The organism is Micromonospora sp. NPDC048986 (assembly GCF_040649335.1).
Lineage (GTDB): Bacteria > Actinomycetota > Actinomycetes > Mycobacteriales > Micromonosporaceae > Micromonospora > Micromonospora alfalfae.
The window spans coordinates 434,856-458,145 of record NZ_JBEZFJ010000003.1 but is presented as its reverse complement, the minus strand read 5'-3'; the positions used below and the strand labels follow the sequence as shown (position 1 = coordinate 458,145).

Below are 23,290 nucleotides of genomic sequence, written 5' to 3'. Positions count from 1 at the left end.
TATGGTCGTCAGGTGAATCGACTCGCCGACGCCACCAGTCCGTACCTGCTGCAGCACGCCGACAACCCGGTCGACTGGTGGCCGTGGTCGGACGAGGCGTTCGCCGAGGCGAAGCGGCGGGACGTTCCGGTGCTCATCTCGGTGGGCTACGCGGCCTGCCACTGGTGCCACGTGATGGCGCACGAGTCGTTCGAGAACGAGCAGGTCGGCGCCCTGATGAACGACAACTTCGTGTCGATCAAGGTGGATCGTGAGGAACGTCCGGACGTGGACGCGATCTACATGACCGCCACCCAGGCGATGACTGGCCAGGGTGGTTGGCCGATGACCGTCTTCGCCACCCCGGACGGCACCCCGTTCTTCTGCGGCACCTACTTCCCGCGGCCCAACTTCGTCCAGTTGCTCCAGTCGGTCGCCACCGCCTGGCGGGAGCAGCGCGAGGCGGTGCTGGGCCAGGGCGCCGCGGTGGTCGAGGCGATCGGCGGCGCGCAGGCCGTGGGCGGCCCCACCGCGCCGCTGGACGCCCCGCTGCTCGACGCGGCGGCCGCAACGCTGGCCGGCGAGTACGACCGCACCAACGGCGGTTTCGGCGGCGCCCCGAAGTTTCCGCCGCACATGAACCTGCTCTTCCTGCTGCGTCACCACCAGCGCACCGGCGACCCGGGCAGCCTGGAGATCACCCGGCACACCGCCGAGGCGATGGCCCGGGGCGGCATCTACGACCAGCTCGCCGGCGGCTTCGCCCGCTATTCGGTGGACGCGCACTGGACGGTGCCGCACTTCGAGAAGATGCTCTACGACAACGCGCTGCTGCTGCGGGTCTACACCCAGCTGTGGCGACTCACCGGTGACCCGCTGGCCCGCCGGGTGGCCCGGGACACCGCCCGGTTCCTCGCCGACGAGCTGCACCGCCCGGGGCAGGGGTTCGCGTCCGCCCTGGACGCCGACACCGAGGGCGTCGAGGGGCTCACCTACGCCTGGACGCCCGCCCAGCTCGTGGAGGCGTTGGGCGAGGAGGACGGCCGGTTCGCCGCCGACCTGTTCACAGTCACCGACCAGGGCACCTTCGAGCACGGCATGAGCGTGCTCAAGCTCGCCCGGGACGTGGACGACGCCGCGCCCGAGGTGCGTGCCCGCTGGCAGCAGGTGGTCGGGCGGCTCCTCGCCGCCCGGGACACCCGCCCCCAGCCGGCCCTCGACGACAAGGTGGTGGCCGCCTGGAACGGGTTGGCGATCACCGCCATCGCCGAGTTCCAGCAGGTCGCCGCCGTGTACGCGTCCCCGCAGGACGAGGACGCCAACCTGATGGACGGCGTCACCATCGTCGCCGACGGGGCGATGCGCCAGGCCGCCGAGCACCTGGCCACCGTGCACCTGGTGGACGGCCGGCTGCGCCGGGTCTCCCGGGACGGCAAGGTCGGCGAGCCGGCCGGTGTCCTGGAGGACTACGGCTGCGTTGCCGAGGCATTCTGCGCGCTGCACCAGCTCAGCGGCGAGGGCCGCTGGCTCACGGTGGCCGGCGAGCTGCTGGACACCGCACTCGCGCACTTCGCCGCGCCCGGTGGCGCCTTCTACGACACCGCCGACGACGCGGAGCGGCTCGTCGCACGGCCGGCCGACCCCACCGACAACGCCACCCCGTCCGGCCGGTCGGCGTTGATCGCCGGGCTGGTGGCGTACTCGGCGCTGACCGGGGAGACGCGCTACCGGGAGGCCGCCGAGGCGGCCCTCGGCACTGTCGCGCCGATCGTCGGTAGGCACCCCCGGTTCGCCGGATACGCGGCCACCGTCGGGGAGGCGTTGCTCTCCGGGCCGTACGAGATCGCAGTGGTCACCGACGACCCGGCCGGCGACCCTCTGGTGGTCGCCGCCCGCCGGCACGCGCCGCCCGGTGCGGTGGTCGTCGCCGGGCGTCCGGACCAGCCGGGTGTGCCGCTGCTCGCCGACCGTCCGCTGGTCGACGGGCGGTCCGCCGCGTACGTCTGCCGGGGTTTCGTCTGCCAGCGGCCGGTCACCTCGGTCGAGGAGCTGGTAGCCGAGCTGGGCTGAGCGCACGGCCACGCCCGGTAGTCGCCAGCGCCGCCCGCCGGGTGGCCCCGCCAGCGCTTGCGAGGCGGGTCGCCAGCCCTCGCGGTGGGCCCGTCGGCGGCCCGGATAGGCTGGCCGCGCTATGGATTCCCGTACCGGTCTGCCAGTTGTCGGCATGGTGGGTGGCGGCCAGTTGGCCCGGATGACCCACCAGGCCGCGATCGCCCTCGGCCAGTCACTGCGTGTGCTCGCGACAGCCCCCGACGACGGCGCGGCGCTGGTCGCCGCCGACGTCCAGTACGGCGACCACACCGACCTGGCCGCGCTGCGCACCTTCGCCAAGGGCTGCGACGTCGTCACCTTCGACCACGAGCACGTGCCCTCCGAGCACATCCGCACGCTGGCGGCGGAAGGGGTGCCCCTCTACCCGCCGGCGGACGCGCTGCTGCACGCCCAGGACAAGCAGGTGATGCGGGAACGCCTGACCGAGCTGGGCGCTCCCAACCCGGCCTGGCGGCCGGTCGGGGAGCCCGCCGACCTCGTCGGCTTCGGCGAGCAGGTCGGCTGGCCGGTGGTGCTCAAGGCGGCCCGTGGTGGGTACGACGGCCGGGGCGTCTGGATGGTCGACGACGCCGCCCAGGCCACCGAGTTGGCGAGCACGCTGCTCGCCGGCGGCACCCGGCTGATCGTCGAGGAGCGGGTGCCGCTGCGGCGAGAGCTGGCAGTGCAGGTGGCCCGTTCGCCGTTCGGTCAGGTGGCCGCGTACCCGGTGGTCGAGACCGTGCAGCGCGACGGCATCAACGTGGAGGTGCTGGCCCCGGCGCCCGGCCTGGACGAGGAGTTGGCGGTCTCCGCGCAGCAGCTCGCCATCGACCTGGCCACCGCGCTGGGAGTGGTCGGCCTGCTGGCCGTGGAGTTGTTCGAGGTGCGCGACGACGCCGGCCGGCCGGCGATCGTGGTCAACGAGCTGGCGATGCGTCCGCACAACTCCGGGCACTGGACCATCGAGGGCGCCCGGACCTCGCAGTTCGAGCAGCACCTGCGGGCCGTGCTGGACTACCCGATGGGCGACACCGCGCTGACCGCCCCGGTGGTGGTGTCGGCGAACGTGCTGGGCGGGGAGCCGGGCGGAATGTCGATCGACGAGCGGTTGCACCACCTTTTCGCCGCCGAGCCGGGTGCCAAGGTGCACCTGTACGGCAAGCAGGTGCGACCCGGCCGCAAGATCGGGCACGTCACGGTGCTCGGTGACGACCTGGACGACCTGCGGGCGCGGGCCGCCCGGGCCGCGCGCTGGCTGCGCGAGGGCCACGAGTGAGCCACGGTTTCGGGAACGACGAGAGGGCCGCAGTGAGCACGGTTGGCTTGATCATGGGCAGTGACTCGGACTGGCCGACAATGCGGGCCGCTGCCGAGGTGTTGGACGACTTCGGCGTGGCGTACGAGGTCCGGGTGATCTCGGCGCACCGGACTCCGGTCGCGATGATCGAGTACGGGCGCGACGCCGCCGACCGGGGTCTCAAGGTGATCATCGCGGGGGCTGGGGGTGCCGCCGCGCTGCCCGGCATGGTGGCCTCGGTGACGCCGCTGCCGGTGATCGGTGTGCCGGTGCCGCTGAAGCACCTCGACGGCATGGACTCGCTGCTGTCCATCGTGCAGATGCCGGCCGGGATCCCGGTCGCCACCGTGTCGATCGGCAATGCCCGCAACGCCGGCCTGCTCGCCGTACGGATCCTCGGTGCCGCCGACGAGGGCCTGCGCGCCAAGATGGCGACCTACCAGCAGGACCTGGAGAAGCTGGTGGCAACAAAGGAAGCCGCCCTGCAAGCCACCCTGCGCTAACCCCCCGCCCTGCACCCCGCGATCTTGCACTTTCGGTCGGTGTTTCGTGGCTTTTGCCCCTTATGCCGCGACAGGAAGTGCAAGATCGCGGGCGGCAGCGCGATCCGCGCCCGTACACCCGGCGCACTCGCCCACGCCGCAGGGACCCTCCGACCTACCTCATGCCGCGTAGGGCTGTCTGTAGGCGTTCCTGGGCGCGGCGGCGGCGTTCGTTGCTCGCGCCGAGCACCAGCAGCAGGATGCCCACCGGGATCAGCGCCAGCCACGGGCCCAGGCTGAACAGGGCGTGGATCGCCGTGATCGCGGTGACCGACGCGCCGACGATCACCGGAGCCTGCTGCCGGCTGGACGAGCCGAAGATCAGCACCGCGACAGCGCCGAGCAGCAGCAGCATCTGCCGCACCGTGCTGGACTCGGTGGCCAGCACGATCGCCAGCGTCGGCACGAAGGCCGCGACCAGGGCCGGCCCGTACGCCACCCAACTGCTCATGTCGGGTCGGTGGCGCAGCTCCAGGACTCCGACGAGGAGGGCCAACACGGCGAACGGCAGCGTGTACGCCTCGGGCAACGCCACGTCGGCGACGCGCATCAGGATCCACCACGCGGTGATCTCACAGACCACCACCGACCAGAACAGGATCCGACGTTCCACCGGCCGGCGACCGGGTCGGGTCGCCGCCACCCCGAGGACAGCGCCCCACGCGGCCAGCAGGGCGGCGATGTGGCGGGGCGAGTCGAAGGCGAGGGCCAACGCGATCAGCGCGGCAGCATACCCGCTCCACTCCACAGTGGAGGCTTCCCGCTGCGCCTCGGGGCGGCGCAGCCGGGGCAGTGTCGCGGCGAGCACCTGTAGGACCGCGCCGACGGCGAGCACCCCGAATGCCGACCAGACCGCCGCCAGACCGGCGACCAGGCCGGCGGTGAGCACGAAGAGCTGCGCCATGAGTGAGGCGAACAGCCAGCCGAGGATACGTGCCCGCTGGGTGGTGCCGAACAGCGCAGCCACCGCGCCCACCCCGACCGCGCTGCCGAGGGTGAACAGTGTCATCTGCCGGTCCGCCAGGCTGCCGGCGAGCCCGGCGCTGCCACCGGCCAGACCGATGGCGAAGACCAACACCCGGGCCAGCCGCAGCGAGCGGGCACGCTCGACCAGCGCCGGCGGTGGGGTCAGTGCGAGACCGAGCATCGCGATGGTGAAGACGGAGAGCGCGGCGACGGTGCTGGCGGGCCAGCCCTGGCCCAGCGCGATGGGTGCGATCAGCAGCGTGACGGCCGCCCCGGGCAGCACCACCGGCACGGCCCGGGAACGCCGTCCGCCGCTGAACCCGGTGGCGGCCAGCGCGGCGGTCGCGGTGAGCAGCAACGCCGTCAGCACGTGGGTCGGGTTGACCACGTCCGGTGGCGGGGTTTGCAGCTCCGGCGGCGGGCCCTGCCAGATCCGGGTCAGTGTGCGGTGCGGTTCTACCAGGGCGGTGACCAGCGCGGGGGCGATCGAGGCGAGCGCCAGGGCGGTCGGCAACGCCGCAGCGGCCAACGCGCCGGCGGCCGGGTTGACCCGCCACCGCCGACTCTCCGCGTCGTCCGGCAACCGCCGTAGGGCGCCGTCGAGTCGTACCGCCCAGCGCCGGACCGGCTGGGCCGCGCCGGTGGGCGGCACTGTGGCCGCGCGGATCAGCTCGGCCAGTACGCCGAGCAGGGCGGCGGCGGCCGCGTAGACGCCGGCGGCGAGGCCGGTGGGGATCGCGGCGAGGGCGCTGATGGTGGCCCCGCCGACCACCGCCACGCTGACCCAGGGCAGATATTGCGGCACCAGCCGGCGGACCGCGGCCACGGCGGCCAGGCCGAGGCTGGTAGCGGCCAGCGCGGCGGTCAGCACCACCTGCGCCGAGTGTTCGAACTCGGCGGAGAGCGCAGCCACCGCACCGGGGAGGGCCAGCAGGGCGGCACCTGTCGCCGCGCCGCCGATCTGCGCCAGGTGCGGCGGCATTCCCTCGGTGTCGATGTCGGCGACCTGTGGACCGGCGAGGACGCGGGCCAGCGTGGCCACCACCACGCCGATCAGCGCGATGCTGCCCAGCGCCAGGGCCGTGGTCCACGGGCGGACCAGTCCGGCTCCGGCGGCGTGCAGCGCGACGACCCCGGCCACTGTGGCCCGGGACAGCCCGGCGCGCGCCTCCTCAGTTGCCACCGCGGCCATGCCGAACACTGTGGCGACCATTCCGCCGACGAGTACCGGCGACCACCAGGCCAGATCGAATGCGGCCGGTGCGCCGATCGTGGCGAGCACCACCGCCACACCGGACACGTCCCAGCGCCACGGCGGCGGGAGCAGGATGCCGGCGGCGAGGGCCAGCAGCGCCAGCGCGACCGGCGCCTGCCAGGTGGCACCGCCGACGGGGGCCGCCGGCCAGTCGCTCAGGTCGCCCCTCCAGATCGCTCCGGGGGTGGCCAGCACGCCAACCCCGCCGCGCACCGCCGACCAGCCGGCGAGGACGCCGATCAGGACGCCGCCGACGGTGAGGCCGAGGATCGGACCGCGTCGCCACTCCTCCGGCATGCTGCGGGCGCCCACGGCGACCACCAGCAGCAGGGCGGCGGCCACCGCCAGCTGCCCGCCCGGGGCGAGCACCGCTCCGATCCGTACCAGCGTGGCGATCAGGGCGGTGGTGACCGCTGCGGCGGCCAGGTCCGAGCCGTCGAGGGTGAGGTCGGCTCGACGGCCGGCGTCGATGGAGGGGGCCAGGAAGAGCAGCACCGCCGCGACCAGCAGGAGCGCACCCACCCAGGCGTCGGCGACTGTCGCGCCGGGCGCCCCGAACGCGGCGGCGGTGACCATCAGCGCGCCCAGCCCGGTGCCGAGCGACAGCGGAGCGGGAATGTGGCGCTGGGAGACCTGCACGACTGCCGCGTAGCCCAGTGTCACGCAGACCGCCAGGAAGCTGGCCGCCAGGATCGGGACGGTCACCTCGCGCAGGCTCGCCGGGGTGGGGGTCGGGTCGCTCGGCATGGTCGCGGCCACGAACGCCGCCACCGCCCCGGGCAGCGCGAACGCGGCGCCACCGGCGGCCCAGGCGGTGACCGTGTCGGAGGCCGCCGAGGCGATCCTGATCCGGGGCGCCAGCGTGACCAGCGTGCCGGCCACGAACACGGTGATCAGGACCGCGGCGGTGAGGGTGGGGCTGACCAGGCTGGCACCCGCGCCGAACAGGCCGACCACGGCCGCCCCGATGGCGTGCGCCACAGCGGCTCGGTCGGTGCGGGCGGAGAGCCCGATGACCCCGATGCCGATCGCGGTGATCACCATCGGCCAGGGTGCCGTCGCCCAACCGAGACCGAACGAGGCCGGGACGGCGAGCGCGGTCAGCGCCGCGCCGGCGACCGCGAACTCCCGGCGGATCTCGCTGGGCAGGGCCAGCACCGCCGCGATGGTGAGCAGGAACGCGGCACCCGCGAGCTGCCAGGTCGTCGGCCCGACGGCGGCGGCCAACTCGCCGGGGTACCGGCTGAGGTCGGGGTTCCAGGCGGGCAGTGCCGCCCGGACCGGTGCCACCCCGGCACGTAGCGCGCCGCCGGCGACCACCAGACCACTGACGGTCAGCGCCACCGCCGAGGCCAACTGTGGGCCACGTCGGGCCGCCTCCGGGACCGCGCGCACCGCCAGCCCGGTCACCGTGATGACCGCCGCGATCAGCAGCAGCGCCCGGCCGGGGAGGGCCACCGAGGCGATCCGGCTGAGCGAACCGATCACCGCCAGGGTGACGATGCCGGCCGCGACGTCCGGCAGCGGCGGGCGACGCAGCACCAACGCGCCGGCCAGCCCGATCATGGCAGCCAGCAGCAGCACCACCCCGGCGCCGGCCGCTGTCGGCACGGTCTGCGCCCGCAGCAGGGCGGTGACCGCGTACGCCAGCGAGACGGCGACAGCCACTGCGTGCAGCAACCAGGTCAGCTCACGCAGGCCGGGCACCGGGCGGGTCGGCTGGGGGTCGGCGGAGCCGCCGCTGGCGTCGATCAGCTCGGCGGCCTCCTCCGGGTCGCCCTCCGGCCGGCTCTCGGCGTCGCGTTGGCGGGGCGCGGACGGCGTGCCCGGCGCTGGCAGGTCCTGCCGGACGGGGCGTTCGACAGTCACGCCGGAGCGGGCCAGGCCGAGGTTGACGAGGGCGACAAGGGCCAGCACCAGGGCCCAGCCGCCCGGGCCGGTGATCTGGTCGTACGCCAGCAGAGGCAGCACCGGCTGGGCGGCGAGCACAGTGGCGAAGCGGGGCGCGCGCAGACCGGTCCAACCGGCGTACCCGAATGCGACGGCGGCGGTGACCGCGAAGATCACCCCGGCGAAGACAGTGCCGGAGCCGCCGCCGACGCCGATCCGGTCCACCGCCCAGAGGGCGTTGCCGGCGAGCGGCACCAGCAGCAGACCGACAGCGGCGATGGTCTCGGCGGTCGAGGTGAGCCCGCGCCGGGCCAGCGCCGGTGGGGCGAGCAGCATCAGCACTGTGGCCAGGAGCAGGATGCCGAGCCGGGCCAGCGCGTCCATCGAGCTGGTGGCCACCGCGGCGAAGACCACGGCGGCCACGCCGAGCAGCAGCGCGCCAAGCCCGAGCGGGATGTTCTGCACCTCGCGCGAGGACGCCTCCGGCGGGTGCTCCGGGTCGTCCACATCCAGCCAGGCGGCTCGGGGTGGGGGCGGCGGCGGATCCTCCGGGGCGGTCGGAGTGCCCTGGCGGGGCACCCGGGGTGGCACTCCCATGGTGGCCGTCGGTGGCCGTCGGCCGGGGCGGCGGCGCAGCACCCGGCGTGGCCGGGTGGCCTGCTTGAGCCGCTCCTCGCCGGCGTGCGCGAGAATGTCCCGCTGGAAGAGCGCGGCCTGCATCTTGGCGGCGATCTGGCGCTGCTCGCGGGCGATGGCGGCGTCGCGCGCCTTCATCTCCGCTATCGAACGCTCAATGTCGGCCAGGTGCTCGACCCACTGTGGTTGATCTGCCCCACAGTGCGGGCATCGGACGGCCGGCTTGATCTCCCGGCCGCACGAGGAGCATTGAAAGGTCGCCACGACACCCCTCCACCCGCACTGTGGACTCCCACTGTCGCAGCATGCCCAAAGCTGGCGCGGATTTCGACTCTTGTCGGCGGGTCCGGGGCAAACAACGACACCGGCCGGCCACCGAGATGCTCGATTGCCGGCCGGTGATGCGTCGGTTGGGTCAGGGGCGACCCATGCCCCGGTACTCCCAACCCGCCTGGGCCCACAGTGCCGGGTCGAGGCAGTTGCGGCCGTCGACAACCTTGCGACCCTTCACCAACTCGCCGAGGGCGACCGGATCAGCGTTGCGGAAGTCGGCCCACTCGGTGAGGACGCAGACCAGGTCGGCCTCGTTGACCGCCTCGTTGATGCTGCTCTCGTAGGTCAACTCGGGGACCGCGCGGCGGGCGTTCTCGGTGCCCTGCGGGTCGTACACGTGCACGTCGGCGCCGGCCTTGTGCAGCAGCGCGGCGACGGCGAGCGCCGGGGCGTCGCGGACGTCGTCGGTGTTGGGCTTGAAGGTGGCACCGAGCACGGCGATCCGGGTGCCGGAGAAGTCCGGGCCGGCCGGGCCGGAGCGGCGGCCGAGCAGGTCCGCGGCGAGCTGGAGCACCCGGGTACGCCGACGCAGGTTGATCAGGTCGACCTCGTGCAGGAAGCGCAGCGCCTCGCCGGCACCCAGCTCCTGGGCGCGGGCCTGGAAGGCCCGGATGTCCTTGGGCAGGCAGGCGCCTCCGAAGCCGAGGCCGGCCTGGAGGAACCGGTTGCCGATGCGCGGGTCGTAGCCGATCGCGCGGGCCAGTTGGGTGACGTCGCCACCGGAGGCCTCGCAGACCTCGGCCATCGCGTTGATGAAGGAGATCTTGGTGGCCAGGAAGGCGTTCGCGGCGACCTTGACCAGCTCGGCGGTGGAGAAGTCGGTAACCACGAGGGGTACCTCGCGGTCCTCGGTGGCGGCCAGGTCGAACACGCCCTTGTGCGCGGCGTAGAGCATGCCGTTGGCCCACTCGCTCTTGACGCCGACCACGATCCGGTTGGGCCGCAGGACGTCGTCGACGGCGAAGCCCTCCTGGAGGAACTCGGGGCTCCACGCGACCTCGACGTCCAGGTCGTCCGGGGTGTGCTTGCCGACGAGCTGCTCCACCCACTCGGCGGTGCCGACCGGCACGGTGGACTTGCCGACGATCAACGCCTTGCGGGTCAGGTGCTGCGCGAGGCTGGTGACCGACGCCTCGACGTACGACAGGTCGGCGCCCATGCCGTCGGCCCGCTGCGGGGTGCCCACGCAGATGAAGTGCACGTCACCGAACTCGGCGGTCTCGGCGATGTCGGTGCTGAACCGGAGGCGGCCGGCGGCGAGGTTGCGTCGGAGCAGCTCGTCCAGGCCGGGCTCGTGGATCGGCACCTGACCGGCGTTCAGCATCGCGATCTTGTCGGCGTCGACGTCGAACCCGAGAACCTCGTAGCCCAGTTCGGCGTAGCAGATGGCGTACGTCGCACCGAGGTAACCAGTCCCTAGGAACGTCACCCGCGGCCGGGGTGCGCCCGAGGGCGGGGTCACCGCGGCGATGGCGGGGGTCGGCTGGATGGTGGGGTAGGGGATCGTCACGCCTGTCTTCTCCGCTCGCGCTGGCGTCGCGTCGTCGCGTCGCATTCTGCTGCGGCGCCTGGGCGGGGCACCGGAGGGTGGCTCACTGTCTCAATCTCCATCATCGCTGAGCGCGTTAGGTGCACCGTCCTGCCCATACCTACGCGCCGGTAACATCACCTGAACTGCAGTCGCTAGTCTTCAGTCTGCGCGGTCGGCGGTCAGGAGTCGTCACAGACTGCGCATGATAGTGGTGAAGGGGAGGGTCGAGATGGCCGCAGGGGAGTCGTTCGACGTCTACCGGTTGCCCGAGGAGCACCAGGCGATCCGGGAAGCCGTGCGAGAGGTCTGCGCCGCGAAGGTCGCGCCGCACGCCGCGGAGGCCGACGAGACGGGGGAGTTCCCCAAGGCGTCCTACGACGCGCTGCGAGCAGCCGACTTCCACGCACCGCACATCCCCGAGGAGTACGGGGGCGCGGGCGCGGACGCGCTGGCCACCGCCATCGTCATCGAGGAGGTGGCCCGCGCCTGCGCCTCCTCCTCGCTGATCCCGGCGGTGAACAAACTCGGCACGATGCCGCTGTTGTTGTCCGGTTCCGCCGATCTCAAGACCCGCTACCTGACGCCGGTCGCGGCCGGTGACGCGATGTTCTCGTACTGCCTCTCCGAGCCGGAGGCGGGCAGCGACGCGGTGTCCATGACCACCAGGGCGGTGCGTGACGGGGATCACTGGGTGCTCAACGGTGTGAAGCGCTGGATCACCAACGCCGGGGTGTCCGAGTTCTACACGGTCTTCGCCGTCACCGACCCGTCCGCCCGGTCCCGGGGCATCTCGGCCTTCGTGGTCGAGAAGTCCGATGCCGGGGTGAGCTTCGGCGCGCCGGAGAAGAAGCTCGGCATCAAGGGCTCGCCCACCCGCGAGGTCTACCTCGACAACGTGCGGATCCCAGCCAACCGGATGATCGGCGCGGAGGGCACCGGCTTCGCGACAGCGATGAAGACCCTGGACCACACCCGGGTCACCATCGCCGCGCAGGCCGTCGGGATCGCGCAGGGCGCGCTCGACTACGCGAAGGGGTACGTGGCGGAGCGTCGCCAGTTCGGCAAGGCGGTCGCCGAGTTCCAGGGGATCCAGTTCATGCTGGCCGACATGGGCATGAAGCTCGAGGCGGCCCGGCAGCTCACGTACGCGGCCGCCGGCAAGTCGGAGCGTGGCGACGCGGATCTCACCTACTTCGGCGCGGCGGCGAAGTGCTTCGCCTCCGACGCCGCCATGGAGATCACCACCGATGCCGTGCAGTTGCTCGGTGGCTACGGCTACACGCGGGACTACCCGGTCGAGCGGATGATGCGGGACGCCAAGATCACCCAGATCTACGAGGGCACCAACCAGGTCCAGCGGATCGTCATGGCGCGGCAACTGCTGGCCGACGTCGTCTAGGTCGGGTTCCGGTGCTCCGGGATCCCGGAGCACCGGAGCGCCCGTCACCGGTCGGGGGCCGTCTCGCTCACCGGCCGCACTGGGCAACCCCGCAGGGCGTACGCGAGCAGACCCGTCACCGCCAGGATGGCCGCGCACGCGGTGGCGCTGGTGGTCCCGGCGGGTTGGATCAGCCAGCCGGCGACCTGCATCGTCAGATCCCGGCTGGGCCCCATCATCGGCAGCACCGCGATGAGGGTCCAGATCAGTGGGGCGATCCAGGCCAGTGCGGCACCCAGCACCGTGGCGCCGAGCGCGGTGAGCCCGAGCAGCCCCGCAGTGTTGCGCAGCATGAGAGCGAACGGTTCGTAGCGCGTGTCGGTGATCATGCTGAGGGACAGCAGCGCGGTGATCGCGGCGGCGGCGAGCAGCAGGTGCCCGGCACGGCGTACCGGCCAGTTGACCGCCATCGTGTGGTCCAGCGCGTCGTCGGCGCCGTTGAGGGTGGTGCCGACAGCGACCACCGCCAGCATGATGACGAGGCTGGCCGTCCGGGCGCTGATGGTCGTCGAGTCGCCGTAGGCCAGCGACAGCGCCCAGGTCAGCGCGATCAACGAGGTCGCGGTGGTCAGGGCGAGGGGCACCCGGCGGGAGCGCAGGTGAAGCTGAAGCCACCTCACTGCTGATCTCCCGGCAGGATCGCCACCAGCTCGTCGTCCCGGCAGGCCAGTACGCCCTCGCGTACCGCCGCCATCCGACGTCGTTGCTCGACCTCCGGCAGGCTCACCAGCGACTGGTACGCGCTCTTCAGCAGCGCCATCTCCTCGGGTGCCCATCCGGTCTGCGGGGCCGGCGGTCGACCGGTCAGCCAGGCGGCGGCGACCATCCGGGCCCGGTACACGTCGCCCCGAATCGACTGGTCGCCGCACTCCTGCTGCCAGGCGGCCTCCAGCAGGGACGGCAGGAAGTAGTCGCCGGACAGGTCGGCGCGGCCGACGCGGTCGATGGTGGGGGTGTCGAAGACGATCGTGTCGGCGGAGTGCCGGGCCGGCGCGGCATCCAGGTCCAGCCGCGCCCAGTAGGTGACCTGTTGAGTCTCCACCGCCCGGACCGGTGCGTTGGGCAGCTTCGCCGCCATCATGTCGAGCGCCTGGCGGGCGGGGCCGACGACGGCGGGCAGCAGCCCGGCGTGTGCCCGCGTCACGCAGACCTGCGGGCCGTCGTTGTCGCAGACCAGCTCGATGGCGACCGGGTCGACGACAGCCGCCCCGCGGGTTCCGCCGACGGGCAGCAGCGGCAGCGCTACCGCGACGCCGAGCAGCGCCGGCAGCACTGCGAACGCGATCGCGCGGCGCCGCACCGCGCCGAGCAGCAGCAGGCCGGTCGCGGCGAGGGACACCAGCCACAGCGCCTGGAGCAGGCTGACCCGCGTCGCGATCGTCTGGAAGTCGTCCAGGCCGGTGATCGCCGGCACGAGCAGCACGGCCGCCGGTTCCGGGCGGAGTTGCGTGAGGCCCGGGCCCGTGGCGGGCGACGTGGCCAACTCCGGCACCAGCCCCACCAGGACGAAGCCGACCACGGCGAGGACCGGCGCGGTGATCACCCGGGGCACGGCCCGGCCGGCGGCCATGCCCAGCCAACCAGCGGCGATCAGCGCCGGAATGCCGACCGCGACGACGACGATCGTCGCGCTCGGAAAGTAGTTCGACGTCGGCACCACCCATCCGGCCGCGATGAGGAAGACCAGGAGGTACGCGGTCACCACCGAGACCGCCAGAGCGCCGGCGGTCGGGGCGACGCGCTGCCACCGCGGCCGCACGGTGCTGGCGAACAACTCGTTGACGCGGTGGCGCGCGTCGCGTCGGCCCATCCACGCCCCACCGGCCAGCGCGAGCGGCAGCAGCACCATCAGCAGCGACCGGGCCGTCACCGCCAGCTGCATCCAGCGCCCCGCGAAGAACTGGGTGGACGACAGCAGCAACGCCGCGCCGCTCACCAGTATCAACAGGGCGGTGCCCAGCGCCGCCGAGCGGCGCAGTTCGATGCGGAGGATGCGTCCCGTCATGCCGACACCCGCCCACGGTAGGCGCGCAGCACCGACGAGTAGCCACGTTCGGCGGCGCTGTCACCGGCGTCGCCGGCCCCACCCTGCTCGGTCAACTGCCCGGTGGTGCCCTGCCACACCAACCGGCCCTCACTGATCAGCACCACGTCGGAGCAGGCCACCGCGACGTCCTCGACCAGGTGGGTGGAGACGAGTACGCAACTGTCCAGGCCGATCTCCCGCAGCAGCTCGCGGAAGTCGAGGCGCTGCTCCGGGTCCAGGCCGACAGTCGGCTCGTCGAGCAGCAGCACCGCCGGGTCGTTGACGATCGCCTGGGCGATGCCGGCGCGGCGCAGCATCCCGCCGGACAGTGTCTTCATCCGGGAGTCGGCGCGGTCCGTCAGGCCCACCCGTTCGACGGCCCGCTGCACCGCGCCGGGGATGACAGCCTTCGGCATCTCCTTGAGCCAGGCGATGTACTCGACGAACTCCCGGACCGTGAAGCGCGGGTAGAAGCCGAAGTGCTGCGGCAGGTAGCCCAGGCCGCGGCGTACCCGGCGAAGGTCGGCGTTGCCGGTGACCTCGCCGCCGAGCAGGGCCAGCCGCCCACCGGCCGGCTTCAACACAGTGGCCAGGGCTCGCATCAACGTCGTCTTGCCGGCGCCGTTGGGGCCGAGCAGCCCGTGCACACCGGTGCCCAACCTCAGGTCGAGCTGGTCGACAGCGAGGTGCCGGCCGGCCCGGACCTGCAACTTCTCGGCGTGCACCGCCCAGGCGTAGGTGGACGGGGCGGTCTCGGCCACGCTGACCGTACGCATCATGATCTCTCCATTCGGCAGTGGCTCGATCTCGTCATCGGTGCAGAAGGTTCCGGTGCGGTTCGTGCGGCCGTCGCCAGGCTCGAACGAGTACGACGGCCGTCAGCGCCACTGTGGCGAGCGCCCACCCCGGCAGGCTGCCGCCGCTGAGGACCGTCGGCAGTCGCCCGTCGGCGAGGCTCGGCACGACCACACCGGTGGACCAGACGACTGTCAACGCGAGTGCGGCGCGGTCGACCCCCACCACGGTGCCCAGCGCCAACGCGCCGGCGGTGAACCCCAGGGCGGGCAGCAACCAGAGGCCGGGGGAGTGACCGGTGACCCAGCCCGCCACCGCCAGCACCGGTATGACCGTCGACAGCACCGCCAACGTGCGGCGCATCAGCAGCGGCAGGCCGGTGCGGGGCATGGTGGCCGTCAGTTCCCAGGCCGGGTCGAGGCGCCGGCTCCAGACCGCGGCCACCGGCAGCAGCGGCGCCACCGGCGCGATCAGCAGCACCAGCGACGGCAGGCTGTTGAACGTCCACTCGAACAGGACCGCGGCCAGCATCAACCCGGTGGCGGTGACCAGCCAGGGCAGCACCCGGGCGGCGACCCCGGTGCGCAGCAGCCGGCGACGGGGCACCGGAGGCGGGCCGGTGGCGATGCCGGTGGCGATGCCGTCGGCCACCCGGTCCAGCAGGTCCCGGGTGCCCGGGTCGACGGCGTCCGTGAGCACCGCTCGGCAGGCGGCGCAGGTCTCCAGGTGCGCCTCGACCGCCCAGATGGTCGTGTCGTCGACACCGGCGGCACCGGAGGCGTACTGGGAGATCAGGGTGGGCGTCGGGTGAGTGGTCATGACAGCGCCTCCCGGAGGGCGATTCGGGCCCGTCGGGCCCGGGTCTTCACGGTCCCCTCGGGCATGCCGAGCAGCAGAGCGGTCTCCCGCGCGGTCAACCCGTCGAGGACCATCGAACGCAGCACCTGACGGAGTTCCGCCGGCAGCTCGTGCAGGGCACGCTCCAGGTTGGCGTCCATCCCGCCGGCCAGCGCCTCGTCCTCGGCCGCCGGGGCCACCGTCTCGAAGGTCTGCACCGTCGGGACCCGCTCCCGTCGGGCCCGGTGGCGGAACGCGTCGATCAGCCGGTGCGCGGCGATCGTCCACAACCAGCCCACAGCGCTGCCGGAGGTGGAGGACTGAGCCTGGCTGCCGGCCGACCGCCAGACCGCCAGGTACGTCTCCTGCAACACCTCGGCCACCACGTCCTCGTCGGCGCAGCGTCGACGCAGTCGCGCTGTCAACCACGGGGCGGTACGCCGGTACAGCGCGTCGAACGCGCGCCGGTCGCCCCGAGCGACGCGGCGAAGGAGTTCACCCTCGTCGAGCCCGTCCAGACTTCGTTTCACACCAGGCAAGACGACGCGTACCCCGGCCCCGGTTCTGATCTCGCTGTGACCCCGGTCATATCCGGACGGGGTGGGCGGGGCGGGGTGACTCCCCACACACCGGGAACGTCACCTGCCGCCGAGGTGTTGCCGAGCGAGAGGATCACCCTCGGATCATCGCCCCACCCGGCCGCCCCCGCCACGACCCTGCCTCGTCACACCAACGCTGCCCACCGTCGGGCATCCCACACCGTGCCGCCACGTCCACGCGGTCGCGGTGACGCCCCGCGCCGCCGCTCGTGACGACGCGCCCCGCAGAGAGATCGAGATGATGAAGCAGTTGGTGGAGAAGACCGGACGCGAGACCGCCGTCGCGCAAGAAGTGCTGCCCGGCGACCTGATGACCAACCGTCAGCGGGCGCAACTCGTCCTCGTGCTGGGCGCGTTGATCGCGATCGGGCCGTTGACCATCGACATGTACCTGCCCGCGCTACCCGCCATCACGGCGGGCCTGCAGACCACCGAGACCGCTGTGCAGTTGACGCTGACCGGCACGCTGGTCGGCCTCGCGCTGGGCCAACTGCTGATCGGGCCGCTCTCCGACGTGGTCGGGCGGCGGGTGCCGCTGCTGGCCGGGCTGGCCGCGCACATAGTGGCGTCAGTGCTGTGTGTCTTCGCGCCCAACATCGGTGTGCTCGGCGGGCTGCGCGTACTCCAGGGGCTCGGCGTCGCCGCCGCCACAGTGGTCGCGACGGCAGTGGTCCGCGACCTGTTCAGCGGGGCCTCCTTCGCCCGGATCTTCTCCCGGCTGATGCTCGTCATGGGCCTGGCGCCCATCCTCGCGCCGACGCTGGGCAGCGGCCTGCTGAGCTGGACCGACTGGCGGGGCGTCTTCGCGGCGCTGGCGGTGCTGGGCGCGCTGCTGATCGTCGTGGCCGCTCTCCGGCTCCCGGAGACCCTTCCGGTGGCGCGTCGGCGGCACGGCGGGGTACGCGCCACACTGCGCGACTACCGGGGGTTGGTCAACGACCGGGCGTTCGTCGGCCTGGTGCTGGTCGCCGGGCTGGCGATGGCGGCCCTGTTCGCGTACGTCTCGGGTTCGTCGTTCGTGCTCCAGCAGGAGTACGGCCTCGACGAGCAGCAGTTCGGCATCGCCTTCGGGGCCGGCGCGGTGGGCCTGATCGGGGCCACCCAGTTCAACGTTCGGCTGCTACGCCGCTACACCCCGCAGCAGATTCTGGTCAGCGCCCTGATCGCCGGAACGGCGGCCGGCCTGCTGCTGATCATGTTCGCGGCGACCGGCGTCGGCGGCCTGGGCACGCTGCTCGCGTCACTGTGGCTGGTCCTGGCCGCCGCCGGCCTGGCCCTGCCGAACGCGCCGGCGCTGGCCATGAGCCGGCACAGCGAGGCCGCCGGCACCGCTGCGGCGCTGCTCGGCGCGGTGCAGTTCGGCATCGGCGCGGTGTCGGCGCCACTGGCCGGTCTGTTCGGCACCGGGAGCGTACCGATGGCGATCGTCATAGCGGGTGGCATGGCCGCCGCGTTGATCGTCATGCTCCTCGTGGTTCCCCGTGCCAGCCTCGGCAGCGTCGACCCGGATCTGGCTGTCGCGCTGCACTAGCCCGGAAGAGCGTCGCGCTGCACCGGCCCGGACGAGACGAAAGGGGCGGGCCGGTTCACGGCCCGCCCCGACGATCAGCGGATCTCGGTGGTGTCCTCGGGGCGCGGTTGGCCGCGCGGTGGGGCGGACCAGGGTGATTCGCCACCCACCCGGCGGGGCAGCGGCTCGGTCGGCGTCGAGTCCGCCGGGTAACCCAGAGTGAGGGGCGTGGTGTCGCGCTCCGCGGGCGCGGGGGCCGGCCAGTCGGTCAACGTGAAGTCGTCGTCGCGGGGGCCTCCGTCCGACGCGGGGGTGGGTGCCGCAGCGGGTTCGATCGCCGGGCTCGGCCACTGCCGCCAACGCTGTTGGCTGAAGGTCGCCATCAGCAGCAGCAGGCCGAGCAGGAAGAGCGTGCCGTTCTCCACTGGCAGTCGCAGCGGCAACGGGTCGCCGAACACCTTCCACTCGTGCGGGATCGCGTCCCGCACCGAGAAGGGCGCCACGAACATCCCGATGTACGGGGTGACCAGCAGCGCACCGGCCACCAGCGGGCCCAACGGCGAGAAGCGCAGCGTGCCGAGCAGGCCCAGCAGGACACCGCCGACACCGAGGTACACGGCCGGCTCGATCAGGTTGGCGGTGTTGAACGTGCCGATCTCCACCCAGCGGTCGACCGTCCGGCTCGACCCGTCCTGCCCCAGTGTGACCAGCACCCAGGTGATGGGCGCCACCACCAGCCCGGCGAGGAAGCTCCAGAGATGTCGCATCCGCGCACCGTACCGTTTTCGACATGACTGAGCACCTCTCCGCCGCTCCAACCGGCAAGCCGACGTCGTACTCGCGCGTCACTCTCAGCAAGATCATGACCGCGGTGGACGTCAACCTCTACGGCACCGTGCACGGCGGGGTTCTGATGAAGTTCGTCGACGACGTGGCCGGGGCCGCTGCCGCTCGACACAGCGGCGGGACCGCGGTGACCGCGGCGATCGACGAGATCGTCTTCTCCGAGGCGGTCCGGGTCGGCGACCTGGTGCACGCGCACGCCCAGGTCAACTGGACCGGCCAGACCTCCATGGAGGTGGGCGTACGGGTGGTCGCCGAACGGTGGGACTCGGCCGAGGACGCGCCGGTTCGGGTGGCCACCGCGTACCTGGTGTTCGTCGGCGTGGACGTGGGTGGGGCGCCGCGGGCGGTCCGCCCGGTGCTGCCGGAGACGGCGGAGGACGAGCGCCGGTACAAGGAGGCGGAGATCCGCCGCGCGCACCGCCTCGCCCGCCGCCGTGCCATCCAGGCCCACCGCGCCGGCTGACCCACATGAGGTGGCGGGTCGGAGTGTGGGACGGGCACGCGTCGGTCGACCTACCCGGTGCGCAGAATGGCGCTTCGAGGTAGGGCAAGATGGCGCCACGGCCCAGTCACAGTGTCGTGTCGGGCCAGGGGGAGGGTGGAGCAGTGGGTGACATGCTGTGGACGCCGCCGGCGGACGTACGTCAGCGGTCCCGGATCGGTGCCTACCTGCGCTGGCTGCGGGAGCACCGCGGGTTGGACTTCGCCGACTACGACGCGCTGTGGCGCTGGTCCACCACCGATCTGGACGGGTTCTGGCGCTCGATCTGGGACCACTTCGAGGTGATCGCGCACACCCCGCCGACAGCCACCCTGGCCGAGCGGGGGATGCCCGGGGCGCGCTGGTTCCCCGACGCCACCCTCAACTACGCCGAGAACGTGCTGCGGATGCCGGGGCGCGCCGCCGACGACCCGGTGGTCATCGCGCACGGGCAGACCCGGGCGCCGGTCACGCTGACCGCCGCTGAGCTGCGCGAGCAGGTCCGCCGGGTGTCGGCTGGGCTGCGCCGACTCGGCGTCACCGCCGGTGACCGGGTGGCGGCGTACGCCCCGAACATCGCCGAGACGTACGTCCTGTTGCTGGCCACCGCCAGCCTCGGCGCGATCTTCTCGTCCTGCGCCCCCGAGTTCGGTACCCGTAGCGTCACCGACCGTTGGCAGCAGATCGAACCGACGGTGCTGGTCGCAGTGGACGGCTACCGGTACGGCGACAAGCCGGTGGACCGGCGTGCCGAGGTCGCGGCGATCCGGGCCGCCCTGCCGTCGCTGCGCCACACCGTCAGCATCGGCTACCTCGACCCGGCGGGCTCCGCACCCGAGGGCGCGTTGGGCTGGGCCGAGCTGGCCGCGCCCACCGACGAGCCGTTGACGTTCACGCCGGTGCCGTTCGACCACCCGCTCTACGTGCTGTACTCCTCGGGCACCACAGGGCTGCCGAAGCCGATCGTGCACGGCCACGGCGGCATCCTGCTGGAGCACCTGAAGATGCTCGCGCTGCACCACGACCTGGGGCCGGCCGACCGGTTCTTCTGGTTCACCACCACCGGCTGGATGATGTGGAACTTCCTGGTCTCCGGCCCGGCGGTGGGAGCGGCCATCGTGCTCTTCGACGGCAACCCGGGGGTCCGGGCGGAGCCCGGCCGACCGGCCGAGCCTGACCTCGGCGGGCTGTGGCGGCTGGCGGCGGAGACCGGGACGACGTACTTCGGCACCTCCGCGCCGTACCTGTTGGCCTGCCGTAAGGCCGGGTTGGTCCCCCGGGAGGTCGCCGACCTGTCGGCGCTGCGTGGCGTGGGTTCCACCGGTGCGCCGCTGCCCGCCGAGGGCTTCCGCTGGGTGTACGAGACCGTCGGCGACCACGTCCAGCTCCAGTCGCTCTCCGGCGGCACCGACGTGTGCACCGGTTTCGTCGGCGGGGTGCCGCTGCTGCCGGTGTACGCCGGTGAGATCGCCTGCCGGGCGTTGGGCGCCAAGGTGGAGGCCCGTTCCGCCGACGGCACGCCGGTCATCGGCGAACTCGGCGAGCTGGTGATCACCGAACCGATGCCGAGCATGCCGGTGGGCTTCTGGAACGACCCGGATGGCACCCGTTACGCGGAGGCGTACTTCGACGTCTACCCGGGCGTCTGGCGGCACGGCGACTGGATCACCATCAACGAGCGGGGCGGCTGCGTGATCACCGGCCGGTCCGACGCCACCCTCAACCGTGGTGGGGTGCGCCTCGGCACCGCCGAGTTCTACTCGGTGGTGGAAGGGCTCGACGAGGTGCTCGACTCGGTAGTCGTGCACCTGGAGGACGACGAGGGCGGCGCGGGTGAGCTGCTGCTCTTCGTGGTGCTGGCCGAGGGTCTGGAGTTGGACGACCCGATGCGCGCAAAGATCAGCCGTGAACTGCGCACGGCGCTCTCACCCCGGCACGTTCCCGACGAGATCCACCAGGTGCGTTCGGTGCCCCGCACCCTCTCGGCGAAGAAGCTGGAGGTGCCGGTCAAGAAGATCCTCACCGGCACCCCGGTCGACCAGGCCGCAGCGAAGGGCGCCCTGGTCAACCCCGAGTCGCTGACCGCCTTCGCCGCCCTCGCCCAACGCCGTCCTCGCCCCTAACCCTCGCCCTGACCCCCGCGATCTTGCACTTTCTGCCGCGAGATAAGGGGCATTCCGCGCATCTCGGCAACCGAAACTGCAAGATCGCGGGAGCAGGGGGGGTGGGGCGGGGAGGGTCAGGGGAGGGGGAGGGGGTGGGTGACTTTCTCTGCGGTCAGCCTGGCGGCCAGGCGGGCCGGGTCCTGGTTGGCGCAGAGGACGACTGTGGCGGCTCGGGTCAGTGGGGCCAGCAGCCAGTCGACCGGGTCGGGGTGCCGGGCCGCGTCGATGAGGACCCGGGCGCCGGGCAGGATGCCCAACTCGGTGGCGCGGGTCTCGGCGCGACCCAGCAGGTGCGCGTCGGTGGGGCCGGGGCCGGATTGCGGCGTGAAGTGGTCACCGTGCCCGCGTACCTCGACGACGTAGTCGGCGAACCCGGGCGGCACCTGCCGAAGCGGGGCGGCGAGCGGAGCCAACCCGAGGGCGTACCGCTCGTCGGCGGACCAGGACTGCGCCTCGTCGAACTGGTCGACGGCGGCGAAGAGCACCCCCACGTCGCCCGGCGTGTCGACGACGCTGAGCTTGGCCGACCAGCAGGCCAGCAGCACCGCAGCGGTCTGCCAGTGTGGCGGCAGCAGCACGCCGGCCGGGGTGCCCGGCGCGAGGCCGACCTCGTCGACGAGGAGGTTGGCGGTCTTCGCCACCCAGTTCGCCAACGTGACGCCGGAGAGTTCGGTGCGGTCGCCGGTGGCGTCGTCGTACCAGGTGAGCAGCGGTCGGGTCGGGTCGGTCGCGATCGCGTCGGCGAACACCCGGGCAATGTTGTCGGCCATCGGCGCGAACGATACGCCAGTGCGGGCCGTACTCGATGACGATGACAAGTCGGCGTACCGTCGGGTCGCAGTCAGCGTCGGCCCCGCGCCCCGGCGTAGTCTTTACCCCCGGAGTGTTGTTCCCCACAGGCCCGCCAGTACAAGGAGTCGCCCCGTGACCGCCGGTCGCCCGCCCCGCGTGCTCATCGACGCCACGAGTGTCCCCACCGACCGTGGTGGTGTCGGTCGATACGTCGACGGTCTGCTCGGCGCCCTCGGCAAGGTGTGCGGGTCGGGGGTGGAGCTGGCGGTGGTCAGCCTCCGCACCGATCTGGAGCGGTACACCCGCATGCTGCCCGGCGCGGAGATCATCCCGGCTCCGGCCGCCGTGGCGCACCGCCCGGCCCGGCTCGCCTGGGAGCAGACCGGCCTGCCGCTGCTCGCCCAGCAGGTGGGCGCAGAGGTGCTGCACTCGCCCTTCTACACCTGCCCGCTGCGGGCCGGGTGTCCGGTCACGGTCACCGTGCACGATGCGACGTTCTTCACCGAGCCGGAGCATTACGACAAGTCGCGCCGCACCTTCTTCCGCAGCGCCATCAAGACCTCGCTGCGCCGCGCCGACCGGGTGATAGTGCCCAGCAAGGCCACTCGGGACGAGCTGATCCGGCTGCTCGACGCCGATCCGACGCGGATCGACGTGGCCTACCACGGCGTCGACCAGGCTGCCTTCCACGCTCCGACCGAGGAGGAGAAGGCTCGGGTACGCGCACGTCTGGGGCTGGGCAACAGCAGCTACGTCGCGTTCCTCGGTGCCAAGGAGCCCCGGAAGAACGTGCCCAACCTGATCCGCGGGTGGGCGCGGGCGGTGGCTGACCGGGTCGACCCGCCGGCCCTGGTGATCGCCGGTGGGCAGGGGCACGACGAAGACATCGACAGGGCGGTGGCCGAGGTGCCGTCGCACCTGCGTCTGCTGCGCCCCGGCTACCTGCGCTACGCCGACCTGCCAGGTTTCCTCGGCGGTGCCCTGGTCGCCGCCTACCCGTCCTACGGCGAGGGGTTCGGGCTGCCGATCCTGGAGGCGATGGCGTGCGCCGCCCCGGTGCTGACCACGCCCCGGCTCTCGCTGCCCGAGGTGGGCGGCGACGCTGTCGCGTACACCTCTGAGGACCCGGAGCAGATCGGCACCGACCTGGCCGCCCTGCTCGACGACGAGCAGCGGCGGTTGTCGCTGGCGAAGGCGGGGTTCGACCGGGCCAAGGAGTTCACCTGGGAGTCCAGCGCCGAGGTGCACATCGCGGCGTGGAGTCGCGCCCGTTCCTGACCC

Annotated in this window: 17 protein-coding genes; 8 read left to right on the top strand and 9 right to left on the bottom strand. The window is 72.6% G+C overall.

Annotated elements, in window-relative coordinates; genetic code table 11:
* The first annotated feature begins 12 nt into the window (after nt 1-12).
* The 3 genes from AB0B94_RS09940 (at nt 13) to purE (ending at nt 3,870) form a co-directional block, all read left to right on the top strand.
* The gene (locus AB0B94_RS09940) at nt 13-2,049 is read left to right on the top strand and encodes a thioredoxin domain-containing protein (RefSeq protein WP_357270887.1); all 2,037 of its coding nucleotides are present in this window, start codon (nt 13-15) and stop codon (nt 2,047-2,049) included.
* A gap of 121 nt (nt 2,050-2,170) precedes the next feature.
* Nucleotides 2,171-3,346, top strand: coding sequence for a 5-(carboxyamino)imidazole ribonucleotide synthase (locus AB0B94_RS09935; protein WP_357270884.1), 1,176 nt, complete (start codon nt 2,171-2,173; stop codon nt 3,344-3,346).
* 32 nt (nt 3,347-3,378) lie between these two features.
* A complete protein-coding gene (purE, locus tag AB0B94_RS09930) occupies nt 3,379-3,870 on the top strand; it encodes a 5-(carboxyamino)imidazole ribonucleotide mutase (protein ID WP_357270881.1) in 492 nt (163 codons plus the stop codon).
* 154 nt (nt 3,871-4,024) lie between these two features.
* On the opposite strand, the gene AB0B94_RS09925 is transcribed toward purE, so the two are convergent.
* Together AB0B94_RS09925 and AB0B94_RS09920 are read right to left on the bottom strand one after the other, a co-directional pair.
* On the bottom strand, nt 4,025-8,920 hold the full coding sequence (locus AB0B94_RS09925) for a permease (RefSeq protein WP_357270878.1): 4,896 nt from the start codon (nt 8,918-8,920) through the stop codon (nt 4,025-4,027).
* Between the two features lie 151 nt (nt 8,921-9,071).
* Nucleotides 9,072-10,499 (bottom strand): UDP-glucose/GDP-mannose dehydrogenase family protein, encoded by a 1,428-nt coding sequence (locus tag AB0B94_RS09920; RefSeq protein ID WP_238666646.1) that lies wholly within the window; start codon nt 10,497-10,499, stop codon nt 9,072-9,074.
* A gap of 250 nt (nt 10,500-10,749) precedes the next feature.
* On the opposite strand from AB0B94_RS09920, the gene AB0B94_RS09915 reads away from it, so the two are divergent.
* Entirely contained in the window at nt 10,750-11,919 is a 1,170-nt protein-coding gene (locus AB0B94_RS09915) for an acyl-CoA dehydrogenase family protein (RefSeq protein ID WP_357270874.1), read from the top strand.
* A 44-nt stretch (nt 11,920-11,963) separates the two neighbouring features.
* On the opposite strand, the gene AB0B94_RS09910 is transcribed toward AB0B94_RS09915, so the two are convergent.
* The 5 genes from AB0B94_RS09910 to AB0B94_RS09890 are packed head-to-tail and all read right to left on the bottom strand — an operon-like array spanning nt 11,964 to nt 16,146.
* Nucleotides 11,964-12,578, bottom strand: coding sequence for a hypothetical protein (locus tag AB0B94_RS09910; RefSeq protein WP_357270870.1), 615 nt, complete (start codon nt 12,576-12,578; stop codon nt 11,964-11,966).
* Nucleotides 12,575-13,963, bottom strand: coding sequence for a hypothetical protein (locus AB0B94_RS09905; protein ID WP_357270867.1), 1,389 nt, complete (start codon nt 13,961-13,963; stop codon nt 12,575-12,577). Before AB0B94_RS09905 ends, AB0B94_RS09910 begins: the two co-directional genes overlap by 4 nt.
* Nucleotides 13,960-14,760 (bottom strand): ABC transporter ATP-binding protein, encoded by an 801-nt coding sequence (locus AB0B94_RS09900; RefSeq protein ID WP_357271039.1) that lies wholly within the window; start codon nt 14,758-14,760, stop codon nt 13,960-13,962. The genes AB0B94_RS09905 and AB0B94_RS09900 overlap by 4 nt, the downstream gene beginning before the upstream one ends.
* Before the next feature lie 34 nt (nt 14,761-14,794).
* A complete protein-coding gene (locus AB0B94_RS09895) occupies nt 14,795-15,598 on the bottom strand; it encodes a zf-HC2 domain-containing protein (RefSeq protein ID WP_357270864.1) in 804 nt (267 codons plus the stop codon).
* The gene (locus AB0B94_RS09890; protein WP_238666641.1) at nt 15,595-16,146 is read right to left on the bottom strand and encodes an RNA polymerase sigma factor; all 552 of its coding nucleotides are present in this window, start codon (nt 16,144-16,146) and stop codon (nt 15,595-15,597) included. The genes AB0B94_RS09895 and AB0B94_RS09890 overlap by 4 nt, the downstream gene beginning before the upstream one ends.
* Nucleotides 16,147-16,453: 307 nt before the next feature.
* On the opposite strand from AB0B94_RS09890, the gene AB0B94_RS09885 reads away from it, so the two are divergent.
* Nucleotides 16,454-17,746 (top strand): multidrug effflux MFS transporter, encoded by a 1,293-nt coding sequence (locus AB0B94_RS09885; protein WP_357270860.1) that lies wholly within the window; start codon nt 16,454-16,456, stop codon nt 17,744-17,746.
* A 74-nt stretch (nt 17,747-17,820) separates the two neighbouring features.
* On the opposite strand, the gene AB0B94_RS09880 is transcribed toward AB0B94_RS09885, so the two are convergent.
* Nucleotides 17,821-18,492 carry a hypothetical protein gene (locus AB0B94_RS09880; RefSeq protein ID WP_357270857.1) on the bottom strand — a complete coding sequence of 224 codons (672 nt, stop codon included), beginning with the start codon at nt 18,490-18,492 and terminating at the stop codon, nt 17,821-17,823.
* Nucleotides 18,493-18,515: 23 nt separating this feature from the next.
* Here AB0B94_RS09880 and AB0B94_RS09875 point away from each other — a divergent pair, with 23 nt between their 5' ends.
* On the top strand, nt 18,516-19,034 hold the full coding sequence (locus AB0B94_RS09875) for a hotdog domain-containing protein (protein WP_091394150.1): 519 nt from the start codon (nt 18,516-18,518) through the stop codon (nt 19,032-19,034).
* Between the two features lie 143 nt (nt 19,035-19,177).
* Nucleotides 19,178-21,175, top strand: a complete 1,998-nt coding sequence (locus AB0B94_RS09870) for an acetoacetate--CoA ligase (protein ID WP_357270854.1) — start codon at nt 19,178-19,180, stop codon at nt 21,173-21,175.
* A 116-nt stretch (nt 21,176-21,291) separates the two neighbouring features.
* On the opposite strand, the gene AB0B94_RS09865 is transcribed toward AB0B94_RS09870, so the two are convergent.
* On the bottom strand, nt 21,292-21,987 hold the full coding sequence (locus AB0B94_RS09865; RefSeq protein ID WP_357270851.1) for a TIGR03089 family protein: 696 nt from the start codon (nt 21,985-21,987) through the stop codon (nt 21,292-21,294).
* A 154-nt stretch (nt 21,988-22,141) separates the two neighbouring features.
* Between AB0B94_RS09865 and AB0B94_RS09860 the strand changes: the two genes are divergently transcribed.
* Nucleotides 22,142-23,287: a glycosyltransferase family 1 protein gene (locus AB0B94_RS09860; RefSeq protein ID WP_112582435.1), complete on the top strand. Its 1,146-nt coding sequence runs from the start codon at nt 22,142-22,144 to the stop codon at nt 23,285-23,287.
* Nucleotides 23,288-23,290: the final 3 nt, after the last annotated feature.